The sequence below is a fragment of the Actinoplanes utahensis genome, from assembly GCF_016862455.1.
Lineage (GTDB): Bacteria > Actinomycetota > Actinomycetes > Mycobacteriales > Micromonosporaceae > Actinoplanes > Actinoplanes utahensis.
Genome location: NZ_BOMZ01000077.1, coordinates 1 through 18,585 on the forward strand (window position 1 = coordinate 1; position 18,585 = coordinate 18,585).

Below are 18,585 nucleotides of genomic sequence, written 5' to 3' on the forward strand. Positions count from 1 at the left end.
AGAGAACGCGCGTCGGGTCCCGTCGCCGCCCGCGCCCAGCGCGCTGACCGGCACGTACCGTAGTCACCCTTGATGACGCGGCGGCCCCTCCTCCGCAGCGACGTCGAGCAGGGGCGGGAGGTTGAACGGCAAGCTGAGCGTTGACCTTTCACTCCCGGTTCAGCCGGGTCGGTGATGGCCCGGGTTCGGGTCGAGGATCGCGAAAGCGGGCGGTTCGGCACGCTGGGAGGCGTCGGTGTCCTCCATCGACCGGAGAAGGTCGCCGTCCGGTGCCGGATATCCGTCCCGGGCGGAGCCGGCTGCGGTCTCCGGAACGCGTCGATCCTCTCGTGGCGGGGCGCGATCCGTGTGGCGGGCTGCCGGAGGGCGAGGGTGGCGTGCACGGGAGAAGCCGTATCCGGGCCTCGAGGATCCGCCAGTCGTATTCGGTGACCGGCGGGTCGTTGCCATCGGCGACCGTTTCGTAGAGTTCGACGGCTTCGCTGACGAGTTCGGCGGCACGTGCGGCGTGCTGATCGGGTGTCATGCCTTCCAACACTGCAGGTGTCCGCTGGCCGGGGCTGTCCCGGCGGCGTGCTGGACTGTCACCGCGGCCGTCCAGCGTTCGTAGCCGCGCCGCCATTTGTTGTACCGGCCGGCGTGCACGGGCAGCAGGTGCGGGCGGCGGGACCGGCTGAAACGGCAGGGCTTCCCGGCGCCGGCCTTGCAGTGGGGGCAGGTGTAGTCGGTGTAGCGGGGTGCGGGCGGGATGGTGAGGGTGTCGGCCATGACGGCTCCCGGATCTTGGTGTGTGGAACCCGGAGATACCGCAAAACCGGCGGCTGTACCGTCGAGATGGTCACGGATTTTCACGGTGAACCGTGTTCGAGGCAGGGCTGGGGTCCGCGGGCCGGCAGATCAGGCCGCGGTTTCCGGTTCTCGCGTCGGTTCGGTGGCCGGCGCGTACACGATCCGTTCACCCGGTGACCGGCAAGACGGGCTGGTGGTAGCCCGCCCTCGTCTGCTGACAGGCGCGCTCCAGATCGGCCGCGGCAACCTGCCAGGCCCGGCCGCCGTCCTTGGCGCTGCGTCCCATCGCGGCGGAACTCGCCACGATCTCTCCGTTGTCGCTGCGCCGCGCCTGCCGTCCTACATCGTCAGCCAGTAGCAGCCGTGCCGGTGCGTCCGTGGCCTGCCGCCAACCGGCTCGGAACTCTGCGCATGCCTGACGGCCGTGCGGGTCCAAGCCGCCCGCAGACCCGTTCGGGCGCTCGGCAGCGATCACCGACCGCTCGTCACACCCGGCCATCGTCGCCATCGGCAGCGTCAGCAGGAGAGCGGCAACACCGCGACGCCACCGGCAACCAGTCATCATGCGCATGGTGCCGCCATACCCACCGGCCGGGACGCATGAAGCTCGCAGACTGCCCAGGTCACTCGGCCGAGGTAGGCGGCGGCCCCACCCCGTTACTCCTGCTCCTCGGGTCGAGTGAACCTGTCCGGCCGGGCGATCGAGATGCCCGTCCTCACTCGCCTTCGCCTGCTGAACCCAGCAAGCCCCAAAGGCTGGCAGACGAATCTCTACGCCGGCGGCCGCCCACGCTCGGAGACCACCACAGGCACCTCCGCAGCCGGCCACACCTGCAATCGCACGCGCTCCATCGTCTGCGGATCCGCATCCGAGTCGATGCCGGCCCGATGGGCGCGATCGAGATCGGATCGGGACACGCGTAGCCGCAGCCAACCGGCTGCCACCGGAAACCGTCGGGCGTCGGGCTCGAAGTCGGTGCATCCCATGACCACCAGGTGTCCCGACGAGCAGCGAAGACTGGCTTCCGCGACATGATCGAAGTCGACGCTGTCGTCGGACGGCTGCCCGTCCAGCAGTTCGACACCGACACCGACACCGACGTCGACGTCGACCGTGGTGCCGGCTGCGACCGCGTCTCGGCCGACGGCTACCTGATCATCCATTGCCTGATCGGTCCACTCGTCGCCGAGGTCCGTCTCCGATCCCTCGTCGAGGACGTGGATCTGGTGGTAGTCCGCGAACAAGGTCAACTCAGCCACGCTGTCATGATGCACATCCGCCTCCGCGGTTCGCGCACGACGCACGGCTGCAAGATGATCCGGTGCACCCAGGTGGTGTCACTTCCCATGACCATTGATCATCATGGTCCGGACGCGAGCCGGGGCCGTGACCAGGACCTTGGGGCCCCGGTGGGCGACGGCGCCGGTGGTGAGCGGGCGCGAGAACGGTCGGACTGGCGGCGAGCGAACGAGCGCGCGTGCCAGATTCAGGCCCGGCGAGATTCGCTCCGCAGAAGATCAAAACCGGCACGCCCATGTCCACCGGCACAGTGCCGCCGGGTGTCCGTCCCGCGAGCCTGGGCATTCAGCGGATGTGGTCTGGGGAGTACGCGTGACGCGGCTCATCGGGGACGTGCACTTGCCGCTAGTAGACCAGTCGTCTAGGGTTCGGTTCGTGGCCGGCGAGGCCGCACCGGACCGTAAGGCCCGCAGTGAACGAAGGGTTCCGACATGAACGTTCTGATCGTTCTGACCTCGCACGACGAGCTGGGCTCCACGGGCCGCAAGACCGGCTTCTGGCTGGAGGAGCTCGCGGCGCCGTATTACCGGCTCAAGCAGGCCGGCGCCACCGTCACCCTGGCGTCGCCGAAGGGTGGGCGCCCGCCGCTGGATCCGAAGAGCAACGAGCCCGGCTCCCAGACCGACGACACCCGCCGGTTCGAGGCGGATGCGGAGGCGTCGGCAGCGCTGGACGCGACGGTGGTGCTGAGCACGGTGGACCCGGCCGACTACGACGCGGTGTTCTACCCGGGCGGCCACGGCCCGTTGTGGGACCTGGCCGAGGACGCCGACTCGCGGAACATCATCGAGACCACGCTGCGTTCGGGCAAGCCGGTGGCGCTGGTCTGCCACGCGCCGGGTGTGCTGCGGCACGTCACCGACGAGGACGGCGCGCCGCTGGTGCGGGGGCGCACGGTGACCGGGTTCGCCAACACCGAGGAGGAGGGCGTCGGCCTGACCGAGGTCGTGCCGTTCCTGGTCGAGGACGAGCTCAAGGCCAAGGGTGGCGTCTACTCCAAGGGCGCCGACTGGGGCTCCTACGTGGTGCGCGACGGGCTGCTGATCACCGGCCAGAACCCGGCGTCGTCGGCCGAGGCCGCGGACGTGCTGGTGGGGCTGCTCGGCGAGCGCGCCACCGCGTGACCGCAGGGCCATGTCGTCGCGATAGACGACTGGTCTAATGGCCCCGTAGGCTGCCGGGATGACCACCAGGAACCTGAACCGGGACACGCGAGCCGACCTGCTGTCGGCCGCGGAGCGGATTTTCGCGCACAAGGGTTACGCCGCGGTCGGGATCAACGAGGTGCTGTCCAGTGTCGGTGTGCCGAAGGGCTCCTTCTATCACTACTTCAGGTCGAAGGACGCCTTCGGTGAGGCGGTCATCGCGCGTTACTTCCAGCAGTACCTGGCGGAGATGGACGAGATCCTGAACGGCGCCGGCCAGGACGGGGCCGCGAGGATCCTGGCGTATTTCGCGTCCTGGCGGGAGTCGCAGAGCTTCGGCGACTGCGCGGGCAAGTGCCTGGCGGTCAAGCTCGGGGCCGAGGTGGCGGACATGTCCGAGCCCATGCGCCTGGCCCTGAAGGCGGGCACCACGGAGATCGTCGATCGCTTGGAGCGCGCGATCATCGGCGCCGCCGGCGACGGCTCCTCGCCGTTCACCGGGGACGCCCGCGCGACCGCCGAGGCTCTGTATCAGCTGTGGACGGGGGCCAGCGTCATGGCCAAGGTGCACCGCACCCTGGCCCCCCTCGACACCGCGAGCACGGTGACCCGTCAACTGCTCGGGATCTGACCGTGGGCTAACTCGCCCGGTCGGCGACGGCGTGGGCGGGCAGCTCGTCGGCGGGCGGCGGGTCCGTCCCGGCGCCGGGCAGGGCGGCGTGGCGGATGCCGGAGCTGAAGGTGGCGGTGAGGGCGGACAGGCCCACGAAAGCCGCGAAGAACAGCACCGCGGTGGACGCCGACCAGGTGGCCAGGAGCAGGCCGCCGAGGATGGGGGCGAGGGCGGCCATCGAGGTGGCGACGAACATGACGACGCTGATCACCCGGCCCTGCAGACGGTCCGGGGTGACGGCGGCCTGGAAACCGAAGAGCGCGGCGTTGCAGGCGGGACCCAGGAACACGGCCAGGCCCAGGGGTACGGCGGCGGCGATGCTGGACGTGAGCAGCGAGGCGGTGGCCAGCAGACCGGCGGCGGCCCAGCAGATGACGCGGGTGAGGGTGGGCAGACTGAGGCGGCTCTGCAGGGCGGGGGCGAAGGCGGCGCCGAGGAGGCCGCCGGCGGCGACGATGGTCTCGGTGAGGCCGATGACGCCGGGCTGGGTGCCGTTCTGCTGCAACGCCACGATCAGCGTGAACAGGACGCCACCGATGGCGAAGTTCAACGGGGCGGCGACCAGCAGCAGGGCGCGCAGGAACGGGTTGGCGAGCACGAACCGGACACCTTCGGTGAGCGCGGCCCCGTACGTCTGCGGCTCCTCGTCTCTGTCGCTCTGCAACGGTCTGCGGATGAACAGCACGGCGACGATGGAGATCAGGTAGGAGATGACGTTGCCGATGAACGGCACGGCGTGACCGATGCTGAACAGCACGCCGCCGAGCGGGGGACCGGCGAGGGAGACCCCGTACGAACGGGCCTCGTTGCGGGCCACCGCGGCGGGTAGCTGCTCCACCGGGACGATGCTGCGCAGCGACGCGTCCTCGGCGGTGCTGAACAGGGCGCTGCCGGCCGCGTCGAGGACCGCGACGACGAGGATCAGGGCCAGCCCGGCGCTGCCGGTGAAGACGGCGACGGCCAGGGCGCCGAACGCGACCAGCCGCAGCAGGTCACAGAGGATCATGACGCGGCGGCGGTCGAACCGGTCGGCGAGCACGCCGGCCGGCAACCGGAACGCGAGCCGGGCGACGTGCGAGGCGGTGCCGACGACCCCGGCGCTGACCGGGTCCCCGGTCTCCACCAGCACGAGCAGGGCGAGTGCCAGGGAGGCGACGCCGTCGCCCAGGTCGGACAGGGCCTGCGAGGTCCACAGCAGGTTGAACTCGCGGTTGCGCCACAGACTTCTCATCACGAGCCTTCCACGGGCAGGGTGGCGGTGTCGACGACGAACCGGTAGCGCACGTCGGCACTGAGCACCCGCTCGTACGCCTCGTTGATCCGGTCCGCGGCGATGATCTCGACGTCGGCGCCGATCCGGTGGGTGGCGCAGAACTCCAGCATCTCCCGGGTCTCCGCGATGCCGCCGATCAGCGATCCGGCCAGGGAGCGCCGGGCGTCGATGAGGGAGAACGCGTTCAGGGTGAGCGGGGCGGCGGGGGCGCCGACGTTGACCAGGGTGCCGTCGACGGCGACCAGGCTGAGGTAGGCGTCCAGGTCCACGGCCGAGCCGGCGGTGTTGAGGATCAGGTCGAACCGGCCGGCGAGCCGTTCCACGGAGTCGATGACGTGGTAGTGGTCGGCGCCCAGCCGGACGGCGTCCTCCTGCTTCTTGTACGACCGGGACAGCACCGTCACCTCGGCGCCGAGCGCGTGGCCGATCCGCACGGCCAGGTGGCCCAGCCCGCCGAGGCCGACGACGGCGAGGCGGGTGCCGGGCCCGGCGTTCCAGCGGCGCAGCGGGGAGTACGTGGTGATGCCCGCGCAGAGCAGCGGGGCGGCGGTCGCCGGGTCCAGGCCGTCCGGCAGGGGCAGCACGAAGTCCTCGTCGACGACGATGTGGCCGGCGTAGCCGCCCTGGGTGACGGCGCCGTCCCGGCCGATCGCGCCGTAGGTGCCGACCATGCCGGACCGGCAGTACTGCTCGTTGCCGGCGCGGCAGTCGGCGCAGGTCCGGCAGGAGTCGACGATGCAGCCGACGCCGACCCGGTCGCCGGCCCGGTGCCGGGTGACGCCGGAGCCGGTCGCGGTGACGACGCCGGTGATCTCGTGCCCGGGCACCAGCGGGTACGGCCGCGGGCCCCAGTCGCCGCGGACGGTGTGGATGTCGGAGTGGCAGATCCCGGCGTACCCGATCGCGATGAGCACGTCGTGCGGGCCGGGGTCGCGCCGTTCGATGAGGGTGGGTGCCAGCGGTTCACCCGGTGCGGGCGCCGCGTAGGCGGGTACGTGCACTGTGTCTGCTCCGTGTCGGCGTGGCCGGTCCGTCCGGGGCGTGGCGGCGCCCCGGACGGACCGGCGAGGGTGTGGTCAGGCGAGCGGGCTGAGATGCCCCGCCCGGTGCAGCAGGTCGAGGTCGAGGGCCATGCAGCGGATGCCGCCGCCGGCCTTGAGGAACTCGCCGACCGGTGCGATCCGGACGGTGAAGCCCCGGCTCTCCAGTTCGGCGCGGATCCGGGGCGGGCAGGCCGGCATGATCGCGGTGCGCCCGACCATCACCGCGTTGGCGCTGAACGTCAGCGCCTCCTCGATGCTGATCAGAAGCGGTTCGGGTACGAGTTTCTCGACCGCCCGCTGCCCCTCGGAGTCCCACACGTCCGGCGCGTACATCGCCTGCCGCTCGTCGAGCGGGAAGAACGACATGTCCAGGTGGTAGAACCGCGGATCGACGATCGGCACGGTGACCACCGGCACCCCGAGAACCCGGGACAGGTGTTCGGCCGCGGCCGGTGAGGTGCGCGGCCCGTTGCCGCACAGCAGCCCGTCCGCGAACCGGACGACGTCGCCGCCCTCCAGGTACATGTCCGGATCATCCGGCCACGGGATCTCGGTGAAGCCCCGTTCGAGGAGCCAGTCCGCCCCGTGCGCGGCCTCGTCGCGGCGTTCCGGGTGCCGGAACCGGCCGCGGACGAACCGGTCGCCGTCGACGACCCCGACGTCGGTGGGGAACACCATGTCCGACAGGCCGGGCAGGGACGGGAAGTGGTGCACCACCGCCCCGGCGGCCCGTAGTTCGGACACCAGCCCGAACCATTCGTTCCAGCTCTGCTCACGGTCCGGGCGGCGTTCGGTCGTCATCCACGGGTTGATCTCGAAGGTGACGTCGAAGTGGTCGGGGCTGCACAGCAGGAACCTGCGCGGCGTGTCGGTGATGTGCACGGGAGACCTCTTCCGGTCGGGGCGACGGGTCACAGCAGGATGCGGGATCCGGCGCCGGCCCGGATCGCCCGCGAGGCGCGCAGGTCCCGGCTGACGACGATCTTCTTGAGCCAGCGGTCCCGGCCGTCGTACGCGGCCCGGAACGGCCGCCGCCCGTGCACGGCCCGGAAGTTGTCGATGAACAGGATCTCCCCGGCCCGCACGACGATGTCCTGCAGGCAGCCGTCGAGCTGCTTGGTCGCCAGGGTGAGGGCGTTCTCGGCCTCGGTGTCGCCGGGCACGGCCGACATGAAGTACGGGTCGATCCGCAGGTAGGGCCGGTCGGCGCCGCCGAAGAGGACCGCCGCGGGCACCGGGTCGTCGCCGATCTGCATGATCGTCGAGTTCGGCCCGGCGTCCCGGCGGGCGTTGGCGAGGTGCTCGTCGTCCGGCCGGATCAGGAACCGCGGCTCGGCCAGCACCCGCATCACGTCGTCGGGCAGGTTGAGCGCGAGGACGCTGGCGTGCGTGGTCGGCACCGCGGTGTGGTTGCGCATGCCCATCAGGCCCAGGTAGTCGCACCGGTACGGGTGGAACCCGTCCTCGGTGTGCCATTCGAGCAGGTCGGCGCTGCCGTGCCCGCTCTGCTGGTGCTCCTCGCCGCGGATCGGGATGACGTTGTGGATCAGGTTGCCGCCCTGCAGGGTGGACCAGCCGAACGGCTCGCCGAGCACGGTGGCGACCAGCATGAAGTAGATCTCCTCGCGCCGGGTCGACGCCGGGTCCGCCTGCTTCGACCAGTGCGGCGGGGTCGCCCCGATCGCGGCGTCGTCGACCGGGAAGCCCCGCACGACGAGGGCGCTGGCCGGTTCGGACAGCCGGAACGTGCGCAGGAAGCGGGTCAGCCCGGTGGGCAGCCCGGCCGCGAGCCGCGGGGCGTCCAGCAGGAAGGCGGTGTCCTGCGGGTCCCGGTGGTCCGCGCCGATGTCGCTGATCAGGGTCTCGATGGCGGCCAGTTCGCGGTCGGTGAGGTCATAGTGGGTGACGTCGTGAAGGGTGGTGGTGTTCATCGCGGCCTTCCGTGGCAGTTCAGTTCGACAGGAGCGCGGGGGAGGGGGCTATCCGGCCGGCCAGTTCGGCGGGCGTCGGGGCCTCGAAGACGATGCGGACGCCGACATCCGTGCCGAGCGCCGCGTTGAGCCGGTTGACCAGCCGTGTCGCGAGCAGCGAGTGCCCGCCGAGGTCGAAGAAGTCGTCGCGGGCGCCGGTTCCGGTGGCGCCGAGGACGTCGTCGAACAGTTCACAGATGCGGGCCTCGAGCGGGCTCGCCGGGGTGTCGCCGCCGGTGCCCCGGTGGACGGGTCTGGGCAGCCGGTCGCGGTCCACCTTGCCGTTGGTGGTGACCGGCAGGCTGTCGAGGACCACGAACGCGGACGGAACGACGGCCTCCGGCACCACGGCGGCGACGTGCCGGCGCAACGCGGACGGCTCCGGCCGGTCACCGGCGCCGGCCGCGACGACGTAGCAGACCAGACGAGGGTCGCCCGGGTCGTCGGTGCGCAACACGGTCGCGGCCTGTGCCACCGCGGGGTGGGCCGCGACGATCGCGTTCAACTCGGCGAGCTCCACCCGTACCCCGCGGATCTTGACCTGGTCGTCGGTTCTGCCGACCAGCTCCACCGTGCCGTCGGGATGCCAGCGGCCGCGGTCGCCGCTGCGGTACATCCGCGAGCCGGGTGCGCCGAACGGGTTCGCGACGAACCGGGCGGCGGTCAGACCGGGCCGGTTCAGGTAGCCGTGCGCCAGGTTGACGCCGGCCAGGTACAGCTCGCCGACCACACCGACCGGGACCGGCCGGAGCGCCTGGTCGAGGATGTGGACCTGGGTGTTCCAGATCGGCGGGCCGATGGTGGGCCGCACCGGCCAGTCGGCGGTGTCGGCGGGCAGCGCGCCGCCGGTGACGCCGTGGGTCTCCGACGGGCCGTACTCGTTGCGCAGCACCAGCCCGGGACGCGCGGCGTGGAAACCGCGGATCAGCGGGGTGATCTGCAGCGGCTCGCCGCCCTGGATGACGTACCGCAGCGCGGGCAGGTCCAGGCCCTGCGCGGTGGCCGCCTCGTAGACCGCCGTCAGCATCGAGGTGGTCTGGTAGAAGTCGGTGATCCGCTCGGACTCCAGCCAGCGGGCCAGCCGGGCCGGATCACGACGGGTGTCCTCGTCGGGGACGCACAGCGTCTTGCCGTTCATCAGGCCGGCGAGCATCTCGTGTTCGGCCACGTCGAAACCCACCGAGGCGACCTGCGCGACCCGGGCGCCGTACGGCGACGGCACCTCCGCGTCGTGCCAGGCCAGCTCGTTGACCAGCACCCGGCCGGGCAGGACGACGCCCTTGGGCTGCCCGGTGGTGCCGGACGTGTAGATGACGTAGGCGGGGGTCTCCCCGGTCAGCGGCCGCGGCCGGTCCGCCGGTCCCGGATCGCCCGGCGCGGCGGCGGCCAGCTCGGCGAGCACGGCCGGGTCGTCGAGCGCGAGCACCGGCGCCGGCAGCGCGAGGCCCGCTGCCGGCGACGCCGTCACCACGAGCGCCGGTTCACCGTCGGTGAGCATGAAACGGATCCGGGCCTCCGGGTACGCCGGGTCGATCGGCAGGTACGCCGCCCCGCACTTGAGCACGGCGAGGAACGTCTCGACCGACCGGTGGCCCCGGCCCAGCAGCACGGCGACCCGGTCCCCGGGGCCGGCGCCGCGGGCCAGCAGAACCCGCGCGAGCCGGTTGGCCCGCTCGTTGAGCTCACCGAACGTCAGTTCCCCGGCGGCGGTGCGCAGCGCCGGCCGGCCCGGATCGGCGGCCACCCGCGCCTCGACCAGCTCCGGCAGGGTGGCGTCCGGCAGGGCGGTCGCGGTGGCGTTCCAGCGGCGCAGGTCGTCGCGTTCGCCGGACAGGAACAGATCCAGATCGGACAGGGCACGTCCGGGCGCGGTCACCCAGCGTTCCAGCAGGGCCGCGAACCGGCCCGCGATCAGCCGGGCCGACTCCGGCAGGTACAGGTCGGTGGCGTACTCCAGGCGGCCGTCCAGACCGGCCGGCGCGCCGTCGGCGCCGAAGCGTTCGACGAACGAGAACAGCAGGTCGAACAGGGCGGCGCCGGTGAACGGCTCCTCGGTGCGCACGGTCAGCCCGGGCAGGCGGAAACCGTCCTCGGCGCGCATCAGCAGCATGACCTGGAACAGCGGGTTGCGGGCCGGCGACCGGCCCGGGTTGACCGCCTCGACGACGTCCTCGAACGGCACGTCCTGGTGGTCGAACGCGTCCAGGTCGGTCCGGCGGACCCGGCGCAGCAGAGCGAACAGGTCCGGGTCGCCGGACGTGTCGGTGCGCAGCACCACGGTGTTGACGAAGAATCCGACCAGGTCGTCGAGGGCCGGATCGGGGCGGCCGGCCACCGGGGTGCCGATCGGCACGTCCGGTCCGGCGCCGAGCCTGGTCAGCAGGGCCGCGACGACCGCCTGGACGACCATGAACACGGTGGTCCCGGTGCGGCGGGCGAGAGCGGCGACGGCCGCGTGGGTGGACGGCCCGATGCTGACCGGCACCATGGCGCCGCGCTGCCCGGCGACGGGCGGCCGGGGCAGATCGACGACGAGACCCAGGTGATCCGGTACGCCGTCGAGCGCCCGTTTCCAGTAGGCCAGCTGACGTTCGGCGAGCGGCGTACGGGTGAGCCGGCCGGCCTGCCACAGGGTGTAGTCGACGTACTGCACCGGCAACGGCTCCCACCGCGGGGCCTGTCCGGTGCGGCGGGCGGCGTACGCGTCATGCAGGTCCCGCGCCAGCGGCGGCACCGACCCGCCGTCCGTGCCGATGTGGCTCATCGTCAGCAGCAGCACGTGCTCGCCGGGTCCGACGTGGAACAGGCGGGCCCGCAGCGGCACGTCGGTGGCCAGGTCGAACGGCCGTCGCAACTCGTCGCGGATCGCCGCGTCCACGTCGTCGGGGTGCTCGACCGGCAGGTCCGGCCGGACCGTCGCGGCCGGCAGCACGGTCTGACACGGCACGCCCCGATCGACGGTGATCACGGTTCGCAGCGCCTCGTGCCGCGCGAACACGTCGCCGATCGCCGCTTCCAGGGCCGCCCGGTCGAGCGGCCCGTGCAGGTGCAGGGCGAACGGGACGGTGTACGCGGCCGAGTCGGTGAGCTGCCGTAGGAACCACATGCGCTGCTGGCCGGGCGACAGCGGGATCCGTTCGGGCCGCGGCATCGGCGTGATGCCCGGCTGCGATCCCTCCGCCGATCGCAGCCGCTCGGCCAGCCGGGCCGGGGTGGGCGCGTCGAACAGCGCCCGGATCGACAGTCCGGCGCGGAGCAGCCCGAGCAGGCGTGCCGCCCGCAGCGAGTGCCCACCCAGGTCGAAGAAGTCGTCGTGCCGCCCGACCCGGGGCACCCCGAGCACCGTCGCGAACGCCGCGCAGACCGCCGCCTCCGCGGCGTCCACCGGCTCCTCGCCGGCGGCCGGGGCGGGGGCCGGCGCAGGCAGCGCGGCCCGGTCGAGTTTGCCACCGGCGGTCGTCGGCAGCGCGTCCAGCACGACGATCCCTGCCGGGACCAGGTGGGCGGGCACCCGGCCCGCCAGCCACTCCCGGATGCCGCCGGTGTCCTCGCCGGCGCGCGGCACCACGTAGCCGACCAGGCGCATGTCCCGCGCCACGACCGCGGCCCGCGCCACCGCCGGATGCTCCCGCAGCGCGGCCTCGACCTCGGCCGGTTCCACCCGGATGCCGCGGACCTTCACCTGGTCGTCGGCCCGGCCCTCGAACACCAGGGCGCCGCCGGCGGTGCGGCGGACCCGGTCGCCGGTGCGGTACATGCGCTGCCCGGCCTGGAACGGGGACGCGACGAACCGTTCCGCGGTCAGGTCGGGACGGCCGGGGTAGCCGCGGGCCAGACCGGCCCCGGCGAGGTACAGCTCACCGGCCGGCGCCTCCCGCAGGCCGTCGTCGAGCACGTAGGCGTGCACGCCGTCCAGCGGCGAGCCGATCGGCAGCGGGCCGGCACCGTCGTCCAGGTCGGCGGTGGTGCTGGTCACGGTGGTCTCGCTGAGCCCGTACGCGTTGATCACCGGAACCGTGCAGTGCCGCCGCCAGGTCGCCAGCGTCGCCGCGTGCCCGGACTCGCTGCCGATCACGGCCAGCCGCAGCGTCGCGGGCAGCGGCCGGGGCGCGGCGCCGAGGTCGTGCGCCCACGCCGTCCAGTACGAGGTCGGCAGGTTGACCACCGAGATCCGTTCCCGGTCCAGGAACGCCTCCAGCCGGGCCGGTGCGGGCACCGCCTCCGGCGGCACCACCACCCGGGCGCCCGCCGCGAGCGTCGGGAACAGTTCCTCGGCGTACACGTCGAAAGCCTGATTGGCGAACTGCAGCACCCGGTCCGGGGCATCGAGCCGGTAGCGGCCGAGGACGGCGCGGGCGTGGTTGGTCAGGGCGCGGCGTGGCACCGCCACCGGCTTCGGCTCGCCGGTGGAGCCGGAGGTGAACACCACGTAGGCGAGGTTCTCCGGGTGGGCGGCGTACGGCGCGGAGAGGGTGTCCTCGCGCGGGGTGACCAGCCGCAACCCGTCCGGGACCGTCGACGGGTCGTCGGTGAGCAGGTGCCGGGCGCCGGCCGCGCGGACCATCCGGCGTACGTGCGCCGCCGGCACGGCCGGGTCGACCGGCAGGTAGGCCGCTCCGGCCCACAGCACGCCGAGCACGGTGGCCGCGAGTTCGGCGCCGCGTTCCATCCGCACCGCCACCACGTCGTCCGGGCCCACCCCGGCGGCGCTGAGCGCCGCCGCGACCCGGACGGCCGCCCGGCCGAGGTCGCCGTAGGTGAGCCGGCCGTCCGCGGCGTCCACCGCGATCGCGGCGCCGTCGTGGCGTATCCGTTCGCCGATCAGTTCGACGATGTCCACTGTCACACCTCACCCGGGTGGACGCGCAGGCTGCGGGGCCGCAGGTCGGTCCAGTTCGCGCGGACGTGCGCCAGGCAGGTTTCCCGGTCGGCGGCGCCGTGCGTGATCGCCCAGCCGGCCGGCGCCGGTACGGCCTCCGGCCAGAGCGAGTGCTGTCCCTCCTCGTTGACGAGGACGAGGAACCGCCCGTCCGGGATGTCGAAGGGGTTCGGCATCAGATTCCTTTCTGGCGGCTGGTTGTCAGTGCTGTCTCAGCGCCGCTGAGACAGCACTGACAACCAGCCGGATGTGGGGTGAGGGCGGCGGCGAGGTTGGCGAGGACCTGTGCCTCGGCTCGCCGGACCGAATCGGCGGTCCGTGCCGCGTAGAGGTCGTGGATCTCCAGGCCAGGCAGGTCGCGCAGGTCGCCGGGGAGGCCGTCGGCCGCGCACAGGTCGAGCACGACCCGGCCGCCGCGCGCGGACTGCCAGGACCGCAGCGCGGCGGCGTCCATCGGCAGGCCGAGCGTCGTGATGACGACGAACGTGCCGTCCGGTATCAGGCGCAACTGGTCCGGCCGGACCGCGTGCCGGTAGGCGGGGGAGTGGAAGGTCAGCAGGTCGGCGGAGGCCAGCAGCTCCGGCAGCGGCGACCATCGGGGCTCGCCGGCCGCGGCCGTGCGGGCCGTCGGGGTGTGGAAGGCGACGTCCATGCCGAGCGCCTGGGCGACCCGGCCGACGGCCCGGCCGACCCGCCCGTACCCGACGATGCCGAGCCGGCGCCCGGCCAGCTCGCCGCGGGCCTCGCCGCCGTGCCGGGCGTGCCGCAGCAGCTGCTCGGTGACGAACTCGACGGTTCCGGCGTCGCCGTAGCCCTCGATCGGGGCGACCGTGATCCCGTGCCGGCCGGCGTAGTCGAGGTCGACCCGGCCGGTCGAGGTGGCCCGCAGGCCGATGTAGCGCAGGTCGGGCAGCCGGCCCAGCCGGTCCGCGTCCAGGGTGTCCTTCCAGCCGGCGAGCACCGCGTCGGTACGGGCGAACGACCGTCCCGTGTCGGAGTCGTCGTGCGGCCACGCGTCCAGCACGAGCGGCTGCCGCCGGCTCAGCGGGCGGAGCCGGTCGAGCAGGCCGGGTGAGGCCCACACGCCGGGCAGGACCGAGATCTGATGGAAGACCGTCGAGGGCACGTCCGCCTCACAACCGCGTCACGGGAGGCACGACGGCCTCGATCAGGTGGGGGCCCGGCTCCGCCAGCGCGCGGCTGAGCTGGGCGTACAGGTCTCCGGCGGTGTGCGCGCGGGTGGCCGGGACACCCATGCCGGCGGCCAGGGCGACGAAGTCCAGGCCGGAGATGTCGACGAACGATCCGGCCCGCCGGCGGCCGGCGTCCGGGACGACCCGGTCCAGTTCGCCGGCGAGGATCGCGTACGAGGAGTTGTTGAACACGACGGTGACCGCGTGCAGCCCTTCCCGGGCCTGCGTCCACAGCGCCTGCAGGGTGTACATGGCGCTGCCGTCGGCCTCCAGGGTCAGCACGGTCCGGTCCGGGCAGGCGATCGCCGCGCCGGTGGCGACCGGCATGCCCATCCCGATCGCGCCGCCGGTCAGGCACAGCCAGTCGTGCCGGGCGCCGCCCGCCGTCGCCGCCACCAGCGCCGAGCTGGAGGTCATCGCCTCGTCGACCACGATCGCGTCCTCGGGCAGCAGGTGCGCCACCACGGCGGCGGCCTTCGCGACGGTCAGTTCGCCGCTCGGCAGCCCGGTCCCGGCGGTCTGTTCCGCGGCCGGGGCGGACAGGCCGGGAGCGACCAGGTCGGCCAGATGTTCCAGGGCGTCCGGGGACATGCCCAGGTGGTGCGTCTCGGTGTCGGCGGGGACGAGGTCGGCCGGCTTGCCGGGGTAGGCGAAGAACGCGGTCGGCGGCCGGGCGCCGGCGAAGACGATGTGCCGGTGGCCGCGCAGGCGGGCCATCGCGTCGTCGATCGGGTACGGCAGCCGGGCGATGTCCGGGACCCCGGGATCCCGCCGGTGCCGGGCCGGTGACTTCTCGCCCAGCAGCCGCGCGCCGGTGGCCGCGGCGATCCGGGCGGCGGCGCGCAGCCCGGCCGGGCGCATGTTCGGCCCGCCGACGAAGAGCAGACAGTCGGTGTCGTCGCGCAGGGCCTTGGCGGCCCGCTCGACCGCCCCGGCGTCGAAACCGGGCGCGGCCGGCGCCGCGGCCACGGCCGGGCTGCCGCCGCCGGACCAGCACACGTCGGCGGGCAGCACCAGCGTGGCGACCCCACCGGAACGGGCCGCGGTGATCGCGTCGGCGGTGTCCCGGCCGGCGCCGGCGGCGCTGGTGGCACGGCGTACCCAGGCCGACACCGGCGCCGCCATGGTCTCGATGTCGGAGTGCAGCGGCGGGTCGAACGGTGTCAGAAAGGTGGCATGGTCGCCGACCAGCGTGACGACCGGGGTGCCGGCCCGGCGGGCGTTGTGCAGGTTCGCCAGGCCGTTGGCCAGCCCGGGGCCGAGGTGCAGCAGGGCCGACGCGGGCTTCTCCGCCATCCGTCCGTACCCGTCGGCGGCGCCGCTGGCCACGCCCTCGAACAGGCACAGCACGTGCCGCATCTCCGGCCGGGCGGTCAGCTCGGCGACCAGGTGCATCTCGGAGGTTCCGGGGTTGGCGAAGCAGACCTCGACACCGCTGCCGAGAAGGGTGCCGATGACCGCCTGGGCGCCGAGCACGCTCATGCCGCCGCGATCTGGACGCGCTTGAGGTGCCGGGCCGGGTCCTGGAACGCGTTGCGCGAGTGCAGCATCCGCCAGTTGTCCCAGACCACCATGTCGCGGGGCTGGTACCGGACGGCGATGTGCTTCTCGGCGAAGAGGACGTTGCCGCGATCGATGAGCCGGCGGGCCAGCTCGTCGCCCTCCGGGACGATCAGGTAGTTGCTGGAGAACCGGAGGATCAGCCCGTTCTCGTGCCGCTCCAGCACCGGGTGCTCGGCCGTCGGCGTCACCCCGTGCCGGGCCAGCCCTTCGGTGGAACCCCAGCGGTAGACGGTGTCGTGAAGCCGACCCCGCTCCTCGTCGCTGAACTCGGCCAGGATCCGGTCGCCGTCCAGCATGGTGGTCTCGCCGCCCGGGCCGGACGGCGGGACGACGCACCAGAGGGCAAGGTAGCGCGGCGGCAGACCGCGGAACTCGTAGCCCTCGGTGTGCGGGGTCAGGCCGCCGCGGTTCTGCCCGTGGTTGACGTCGTCCATGCCGCGTTCCGGTTTGACGTCGCCGACCACGGTGCCGGTCGGGGTCGGCTGGAAGTCGCCCAGCTCCTTGAGGAAGGCGACGTGGTCGAAGTCCTCCGGAACGCCGACCAGGTGCACGTAGCCGTTGTTGCCGAGCAGCTGTCCGAACGCGTACCGCAGCACGCCGTCGGCCAGCGCCTCGCCGTTCATGTCGACGCAGGACAGCACGCTGTCGGGCGACCTACCCATCTCGGAATCCCCATCTCTACTGTTCGGTGTGCTGACTGTTCCGCCGCGGCCGGCGGCCGCGAGGGCAAGGCCCGCGGACTGCGGAAATGCCTTACCGATGATTAAGTCCGTGATCGCCGATGAGGCGTGATCGCGAATAGTTCGAGTTTCTGGACATTCGCACCCGACCGGGTCCGAATCGACGCACGCAAGCAGTCACGCTTTATTCGGCGTCGGCGAGTCATCTTTACCCGGGGCGTCTCTGCCCGTCAACGCCATAGCCAAAAACTCTTGCGCACAGTGGTGGCGCCGTGATGCCGTCATGTGGCACTGTGTGACGGCAAGACATTGACCGGCGACTGTTGATCAATCCGTTGCCCGGTCCCGCACGCCAGGAGGGGTTAGCGGCAGAACACGGGGGCGACGGCGATACGGCCGTCATGATTGCAGGTTGGACAGGATCGGCGAGGACGGGCCAGGAGTGCCTGCGGCCGAGCTGTGAAATACCGGTGCTGCCGGCGGGTGAATGTCCGTACCGTTGCCCAGGCCGGCGAATTCGAACGGTTCGCACAGCTCAGAGCGCCTCTCCATGAGTCCGAGCACTGCTGCCATGTGCCGGTGCACCGAGACCTGACACCTGCCGGCGTCAACCGCCACCAGCGTCATCCGGGCCGTCGCGCCCGGGCCCCGCCGTGGGGTCCGGCCAGCGCGAAGGCGGCCCGATCCTGCGCGGAAACGATCTGAAAGCCGACAACGAATGGTGGACAGAGTGGTTCGTTATCATCATGTCGGGATCCAGACAGACGATCTGACTAATTGTCTGAACTGGTATCTCGAATTCTTCGAAGCAGAGCAGTCATGGCGTCTCGACCGTTTCTCGGAGCTGACTCGCAGTCGCCTTCCCGGCATTGTCGAGCTGACCGAAGTGGTGGCCGGCGGTGTCCGTTTTCATCTCTTTGACCGCAGTTCCCATGATCGGCGGCAGCCGTCGCCGGAGGGTTATCAATTTCAGCACGTCTGTCTCGCAGTGGACAGTTCCGAAGAGCTGTGGGAAATGCGCCGGCGGTGGCTGGAGATCTACGAATCCGGTAAATACACGTTCGCCCGGGCGGATCAGCCGACCGACATCGTCGTCGACGACGACGGCATCCAGAGCCTGTACGTGCTGGACGTCAACGGCCTGGAGTTCGAGTTCACCTACGACCCGGCGAGTCCCCGTGTCTGACCTGCGTATGCGCGAGCCGGAGACCCGCCCGGCGCACCTGGACTGGGACTTCGGCGACTTCCCGTACGGGCTCGAGCCGCTGCTCATGCCGGTGGCCGGCCAGCCGGCCGCCGCGGCGTCGCTGCCCGGCCTGCTGCCGGCCGCGGACATCGCCCGCACCCTGGCCGCGCTCGACCTGCCGCCGGGCGGTTCCGGGGCGGCGCCGGCCGACGACACCGACACGCTCTACTGGTTCCGCTGGATCACCGGCCACCAGGTCACCATGCTGCTCTGGCACCTGATGACCGAGCTGGCGGCGGGCGCCGCCGAGACCGGCGCCGCCGACGAACGGACGCTGGCGCACCTGGAGGCCTGCACCGACGGGTACACCGCGATGCTCGACTACACCGGCTCGTGCCCGCCGGAGATCTACCGGACCCTGATCCGGCCCCGGATGTATCTGCACCACCGCGCGTTCAGCGGGCTCTGGGCGGCCGACTTCGTGCCGCTGCGCCGCCTGCTGCGCGGGCAACGGCCGCCGTGGATGGCCGGGCCGTCCGGCAACCGGCTCAGCGCGGCGGTCGCGCGCAGCCGTACCCAACACGAGGTCGTCGCGGCCCGGCTGGTGCCGGCCGGGGCGTCGCTGTTGCAGCAGAGCGCCGCGACCACCGCGGTCCGCCCGACGCCGCGGACCGCGGCCCTCTTCGACAGTTTCTTCCTGACCGCCCGCGCGCTGGTCGGCCGCGACGCGGTGGTGGCCCAGCTGCTGCACCGGGTCCGCGCGGTCGCGCTGGACCTGGCCGCCAACGGCTGCGGCGGGCCCACGGCGACCGGTGAGATCGTGGCGTCGCTGCGCCGGGTCGTCGCCTACGCCGGATCCACCCGCTGACGCTCACCCTTCCCACCGACAAC

Annotated in this window: 16 protein-coding genes; 4 read left to right on the forward strand and 12 right to left on the reverse strand. The window is 72.4% G+C overall.

The annotated features are described in order from the left end of the window. Positions 1–522: 522 nt before the first annotated feature. The 3 genes from Aut01nite_RS25690 to Aut01nite_RS25700 form a co-directional block, all read right to left on the reverse strand. Positions 523–768 (reverse strand): zinc finger domain-containing protein, encoded by a 246-nt coding sequence (locus tag Aut01nite_RS25690; RefSeq protein ID WP_043526587.1) that lies wholly within the window; start codon positions 766–768, stop codon positions 523–525. A 187-nt stretch (positions 769–955) separates the two neighbouring features. After that, positions 956–1,360, reverse strand: coding sequence for a hypothetical protein (locus tag Aut01nite_RS25695; protein WP_043526589.1), 405 nt, complete (start codon positions 1,358–1,360; stop codon positions 956–958). Between the two features lie 200 nt (positions 1,361–1,560). Then, positions 1,561–2,064: a hypothetical protein gene (locus tag Aut01nite_RS25700; RefSeq protein WP_236642768.1), complete on the reverse strand. Its 504-nt coding sequence runs from the start codon at positions 2,062–2,064 to the stop codon at positions 1,561–1,563. Between the two features lie 456 nt (positions 2,065–2,520). On the opposite strand from Aut01nite_RS25700, the gene Aut01nite_RS25705 reads away from it, so the two are divergent. After that, positions 2,521–3,213 (forward strand): type 1 glutamine amidotransferase domain-containing protein, encoded by a 693-nt coding sequence (locus Aut01nite_RS25705; RefSeq protein WP_043526592.1) that lies wholly within the window; start codon positions 2,521–2,523, stop codon positions 3,211–3,213. 58 nt (positions 3,214–3,271) lie between these two features. Next, positions 3,272–3,865: a TetR/AcrR family transcriptional regulator gene (locus Aut01nite_RS25710; RefSeq protein ID WP_043526593.1), complete on the forward strand. Its 594-nt coding sequence runs from the start codon at positions 3,272–3,274 to the stop codon at positions 3,863–3,865. A gap of 7 nt (positions 3,866–3,872) precedes the next feature. On the opposite strand, the gene Aut01nite_RS25715 is transcribed toward Aut01nite_RS25710, so the two are convergent. The 9 genes from Aut01nite_RS25715 to Aut01nite_RS25755 all read right to left on the reverse strand — a co-directional run bounded on the left by Aut01nite_RS25715 (position 3,873) and on the right by Aut01nite_RS25755 (position 16,490). Beyond that, complete coding sequence (locus tag Aut01nite_RS25715) at positions 3,873–5,138, reverse strand: MFS transporter (protein ID WP_063958793.1); 1,266 nt, start codon at positions 5,136–5,138, stop codon at positions 3,873–3,875. After that, complete coding sequence (locus Aut01nite_RS25720) at positions 5,138–6,181, reverse strand: NAD(P)-dependent alcohol dehydrogenase (RefSeq protein ID WP_043526595.1); 1,044 nt, start codon at positions 6,179–6,181, stop codon at positions 5,138–5,140. Before Aut01nite_RS25720 ends, Aut01nite_RS25715 begins: the two co-directional genes overlap by 1 nt. Before the next feature lie 75 nt (positions 6,182–6,256). Next, the gene (locus Aut01nite_RS25725; protein ID WP_052163890.1) at positions 6,257–7,105 is read right to left on the reverse strand and encodes a dimethylarginine dimethylaminohydrolase family protein; all 849 of its coding nucleotides are present in this window, start codon (positions 7,103–7,105) and stop codon (positions 6,257–6,259) included. A 29-nt stretch (positions 7,106–7,134) separates the two neighbouring features. Then, the gene (gntD, locus tag Aut01nite_RS25730; protein WP_043526597.1) at positions 7,135–8,154 is read right to left on the reverse strand and encodes a guanitoxin biosynthesis L-enduracididine beta-hydroxylase GntD; all 1,020 of its coding nucleotides are present in this window, start codon (positions 8,152–8,154) and stop codon (positions 7,135–7,137) included. A gap of 19 nt (positions 8,155–8,173) precedes the next feature. Next, positions 8,174–13,033 (reverse strand): non-ribosomal peptide synthetase, encoded by a 4,860-nt coding sequence (locus Aut01nite_RS25735; RefSeq protein ID WP_052163891.1) that lies wholly within the window; start codon positions 13,031–13,033, stop codon positions 8,174–8,176. A 2-nt stretch (positions 13,034–13,035) separates the two neighbouring features. Continuing rightward, the gene (locus Aut01nite_RS25740) at positions 13,036–13,248 is read right to left on the reverse strand and encodes an MbtH family protein (RefSeq protein ID WP_043526599.1); all 213 of its coding nucleotides are present in this window, start codon (positions 13,246–13,248) and stop codon (positions 13,036–13,038) included. After that, positions 13,248–14,198, reverse strand: coding sequence for an NAD(P)-dependent oxidoreductase (locus tag Aut01nite_RS25745; protein WP_043526601.1), 951 nt, complete (start codon positions 14,196–14,198; stop codon positions 13,248–13,250). The genes Aut01nite_RS25740 and Aut01nite_RS25745 overlap by 1 nt, the downstream gene beginning before the upstream one ends. Before the next feature lie 7 nt (positions 14,199–14,205). Continuing rightward, positions 14,206–15,747, reverse strand: a complete 1,542-nt coding sequence (locus tag Aut01nite_RS25750; protein WP_043526602.1) for an acetolactate synthase large subunit — start codon at positions 15,745–15,747, stop codon at positions 14,206–14,208. Then, positions 15,744–16,490 carry a TauD/TfdA dioxygenase family protein gene (locus Aut01nite_RS25755; RefSeq protein WP_043526604.1) on the reverse strand — a complete coding sequence of 249 codons (747 nt, stop codon included), beginning with the start codon at positions 16,488–16,490 and terminating at the stop codon, positions 15,744–15,746. The genes Aut01nite_RS25750 and Aut01nite_RS25755 overlap by 4 nt, the downstream gene beginning before the upstream one ends. A 748-nt stretch (positions 16,491–17,238) precedes the next feature. Here Aut01nite_RS25755 and Aut01nite_RS25760 point away from each other — a divergent pair. Both Aut01nite_RS25760 and Aut01nite_RS25765 read left to right on the forward strand, forming a co-directional pair. Further along, positions 17,239–17,694 (forward strand): VOC family protein, encoded by a 456-nt coding sequence (locus Aut01nite_RS25760; protein ID WP_201775534.1) that lies wholly within the window; start codon positions 17,239–17,241, stop codon positions 17,692–17,694. Further along, positions 17,687–18,562: a 3-methyl-L-tyrosine peroxygenase-related protein gene (locus tag Aut01nite_RS25765; RefSeq protein WP_152628780.1), complete on the forward strand. Its 876-nt coding sequence runs from the start codon at positions 17,687–17,689 to the stop codon at positions 18,560–18,562. The genes Aut01nite_RS25760 and Aut01nite_RS25765 overlap by 8 nt, the downstream gene beginning before the upstream one ends. Positions 18,563–18,585: the final 23 nt, after the last annotated feature.

Excerpts from the sequence above, each read along its gene's own strand:
- Aut01nite_RS25690 (WP_043526587.1), bottom strand. The coding sequence starts at position 768 with ATGGCCGACACCCTCACCATCCCGCCCGCACCCCGCTACACCGACTAC.
- Aut01nite_RS25695 (WP_043526589.1), bottom strand. The coding sequence starts at position 1,360 with ATGCGCATGATGACTGGTTGCCGGTGGCGTCGCGGTGTTGCCGCTCTC.
- Aut01nite_RS25705 (WP_043526592.1), top strand. The coding sequence starts at position 2,521 with ATGAACGTTCTGATCGTTCTGACCTCGCACGACGAGCTGGGCTCCACG.
- Aut01nite_RS25710 (WP_043526593.1), top strand. The coding sequence starts at position 3,272 with ATGACCACCAGGAACCTGAACCGGGACACGCGAGCCGACCTGCTGTCG.
- Aut01nite_RS25715 (WP_063958793.1), bottom strand. The coding sequence starts at position 5,138 with ATGAGAAGTCTGTGGCGCAACCGCGAGTTCAACCTGCTGTGGACCTCG.
- gntD (WP_043526597.1), bottom strand. The coding sequence starts at position 8,154 with ATGAACACCACCACCCTTCACGACGTCACCCACTATGACCTCACCGAC.
- Aut01nite_RS25740 (WP_043526599.1), bottom strand. The coding sequence starts at position 13,248 with ATGCCGAACCCCTTCGACATCCCGGACGGGCGGTTCCTCGTCCTCGTC.
- Aut01nite_RS25750 (WP_043526602.1), bottom strand. The coding sequence starts at position 15,747 with ATGAGCGTGCTCGGCGCCCAGGCGGTCATCGGCACCCTTCTCGGCAGC.
- Aut01nite_RS25755 (WP_043526604.1), bottom strand. The coding sequence starts at position 16,490 with ATGGGTAGGTCGCCCGACAGCGTGCTGTCCTGCGTCGACATGAACGGC.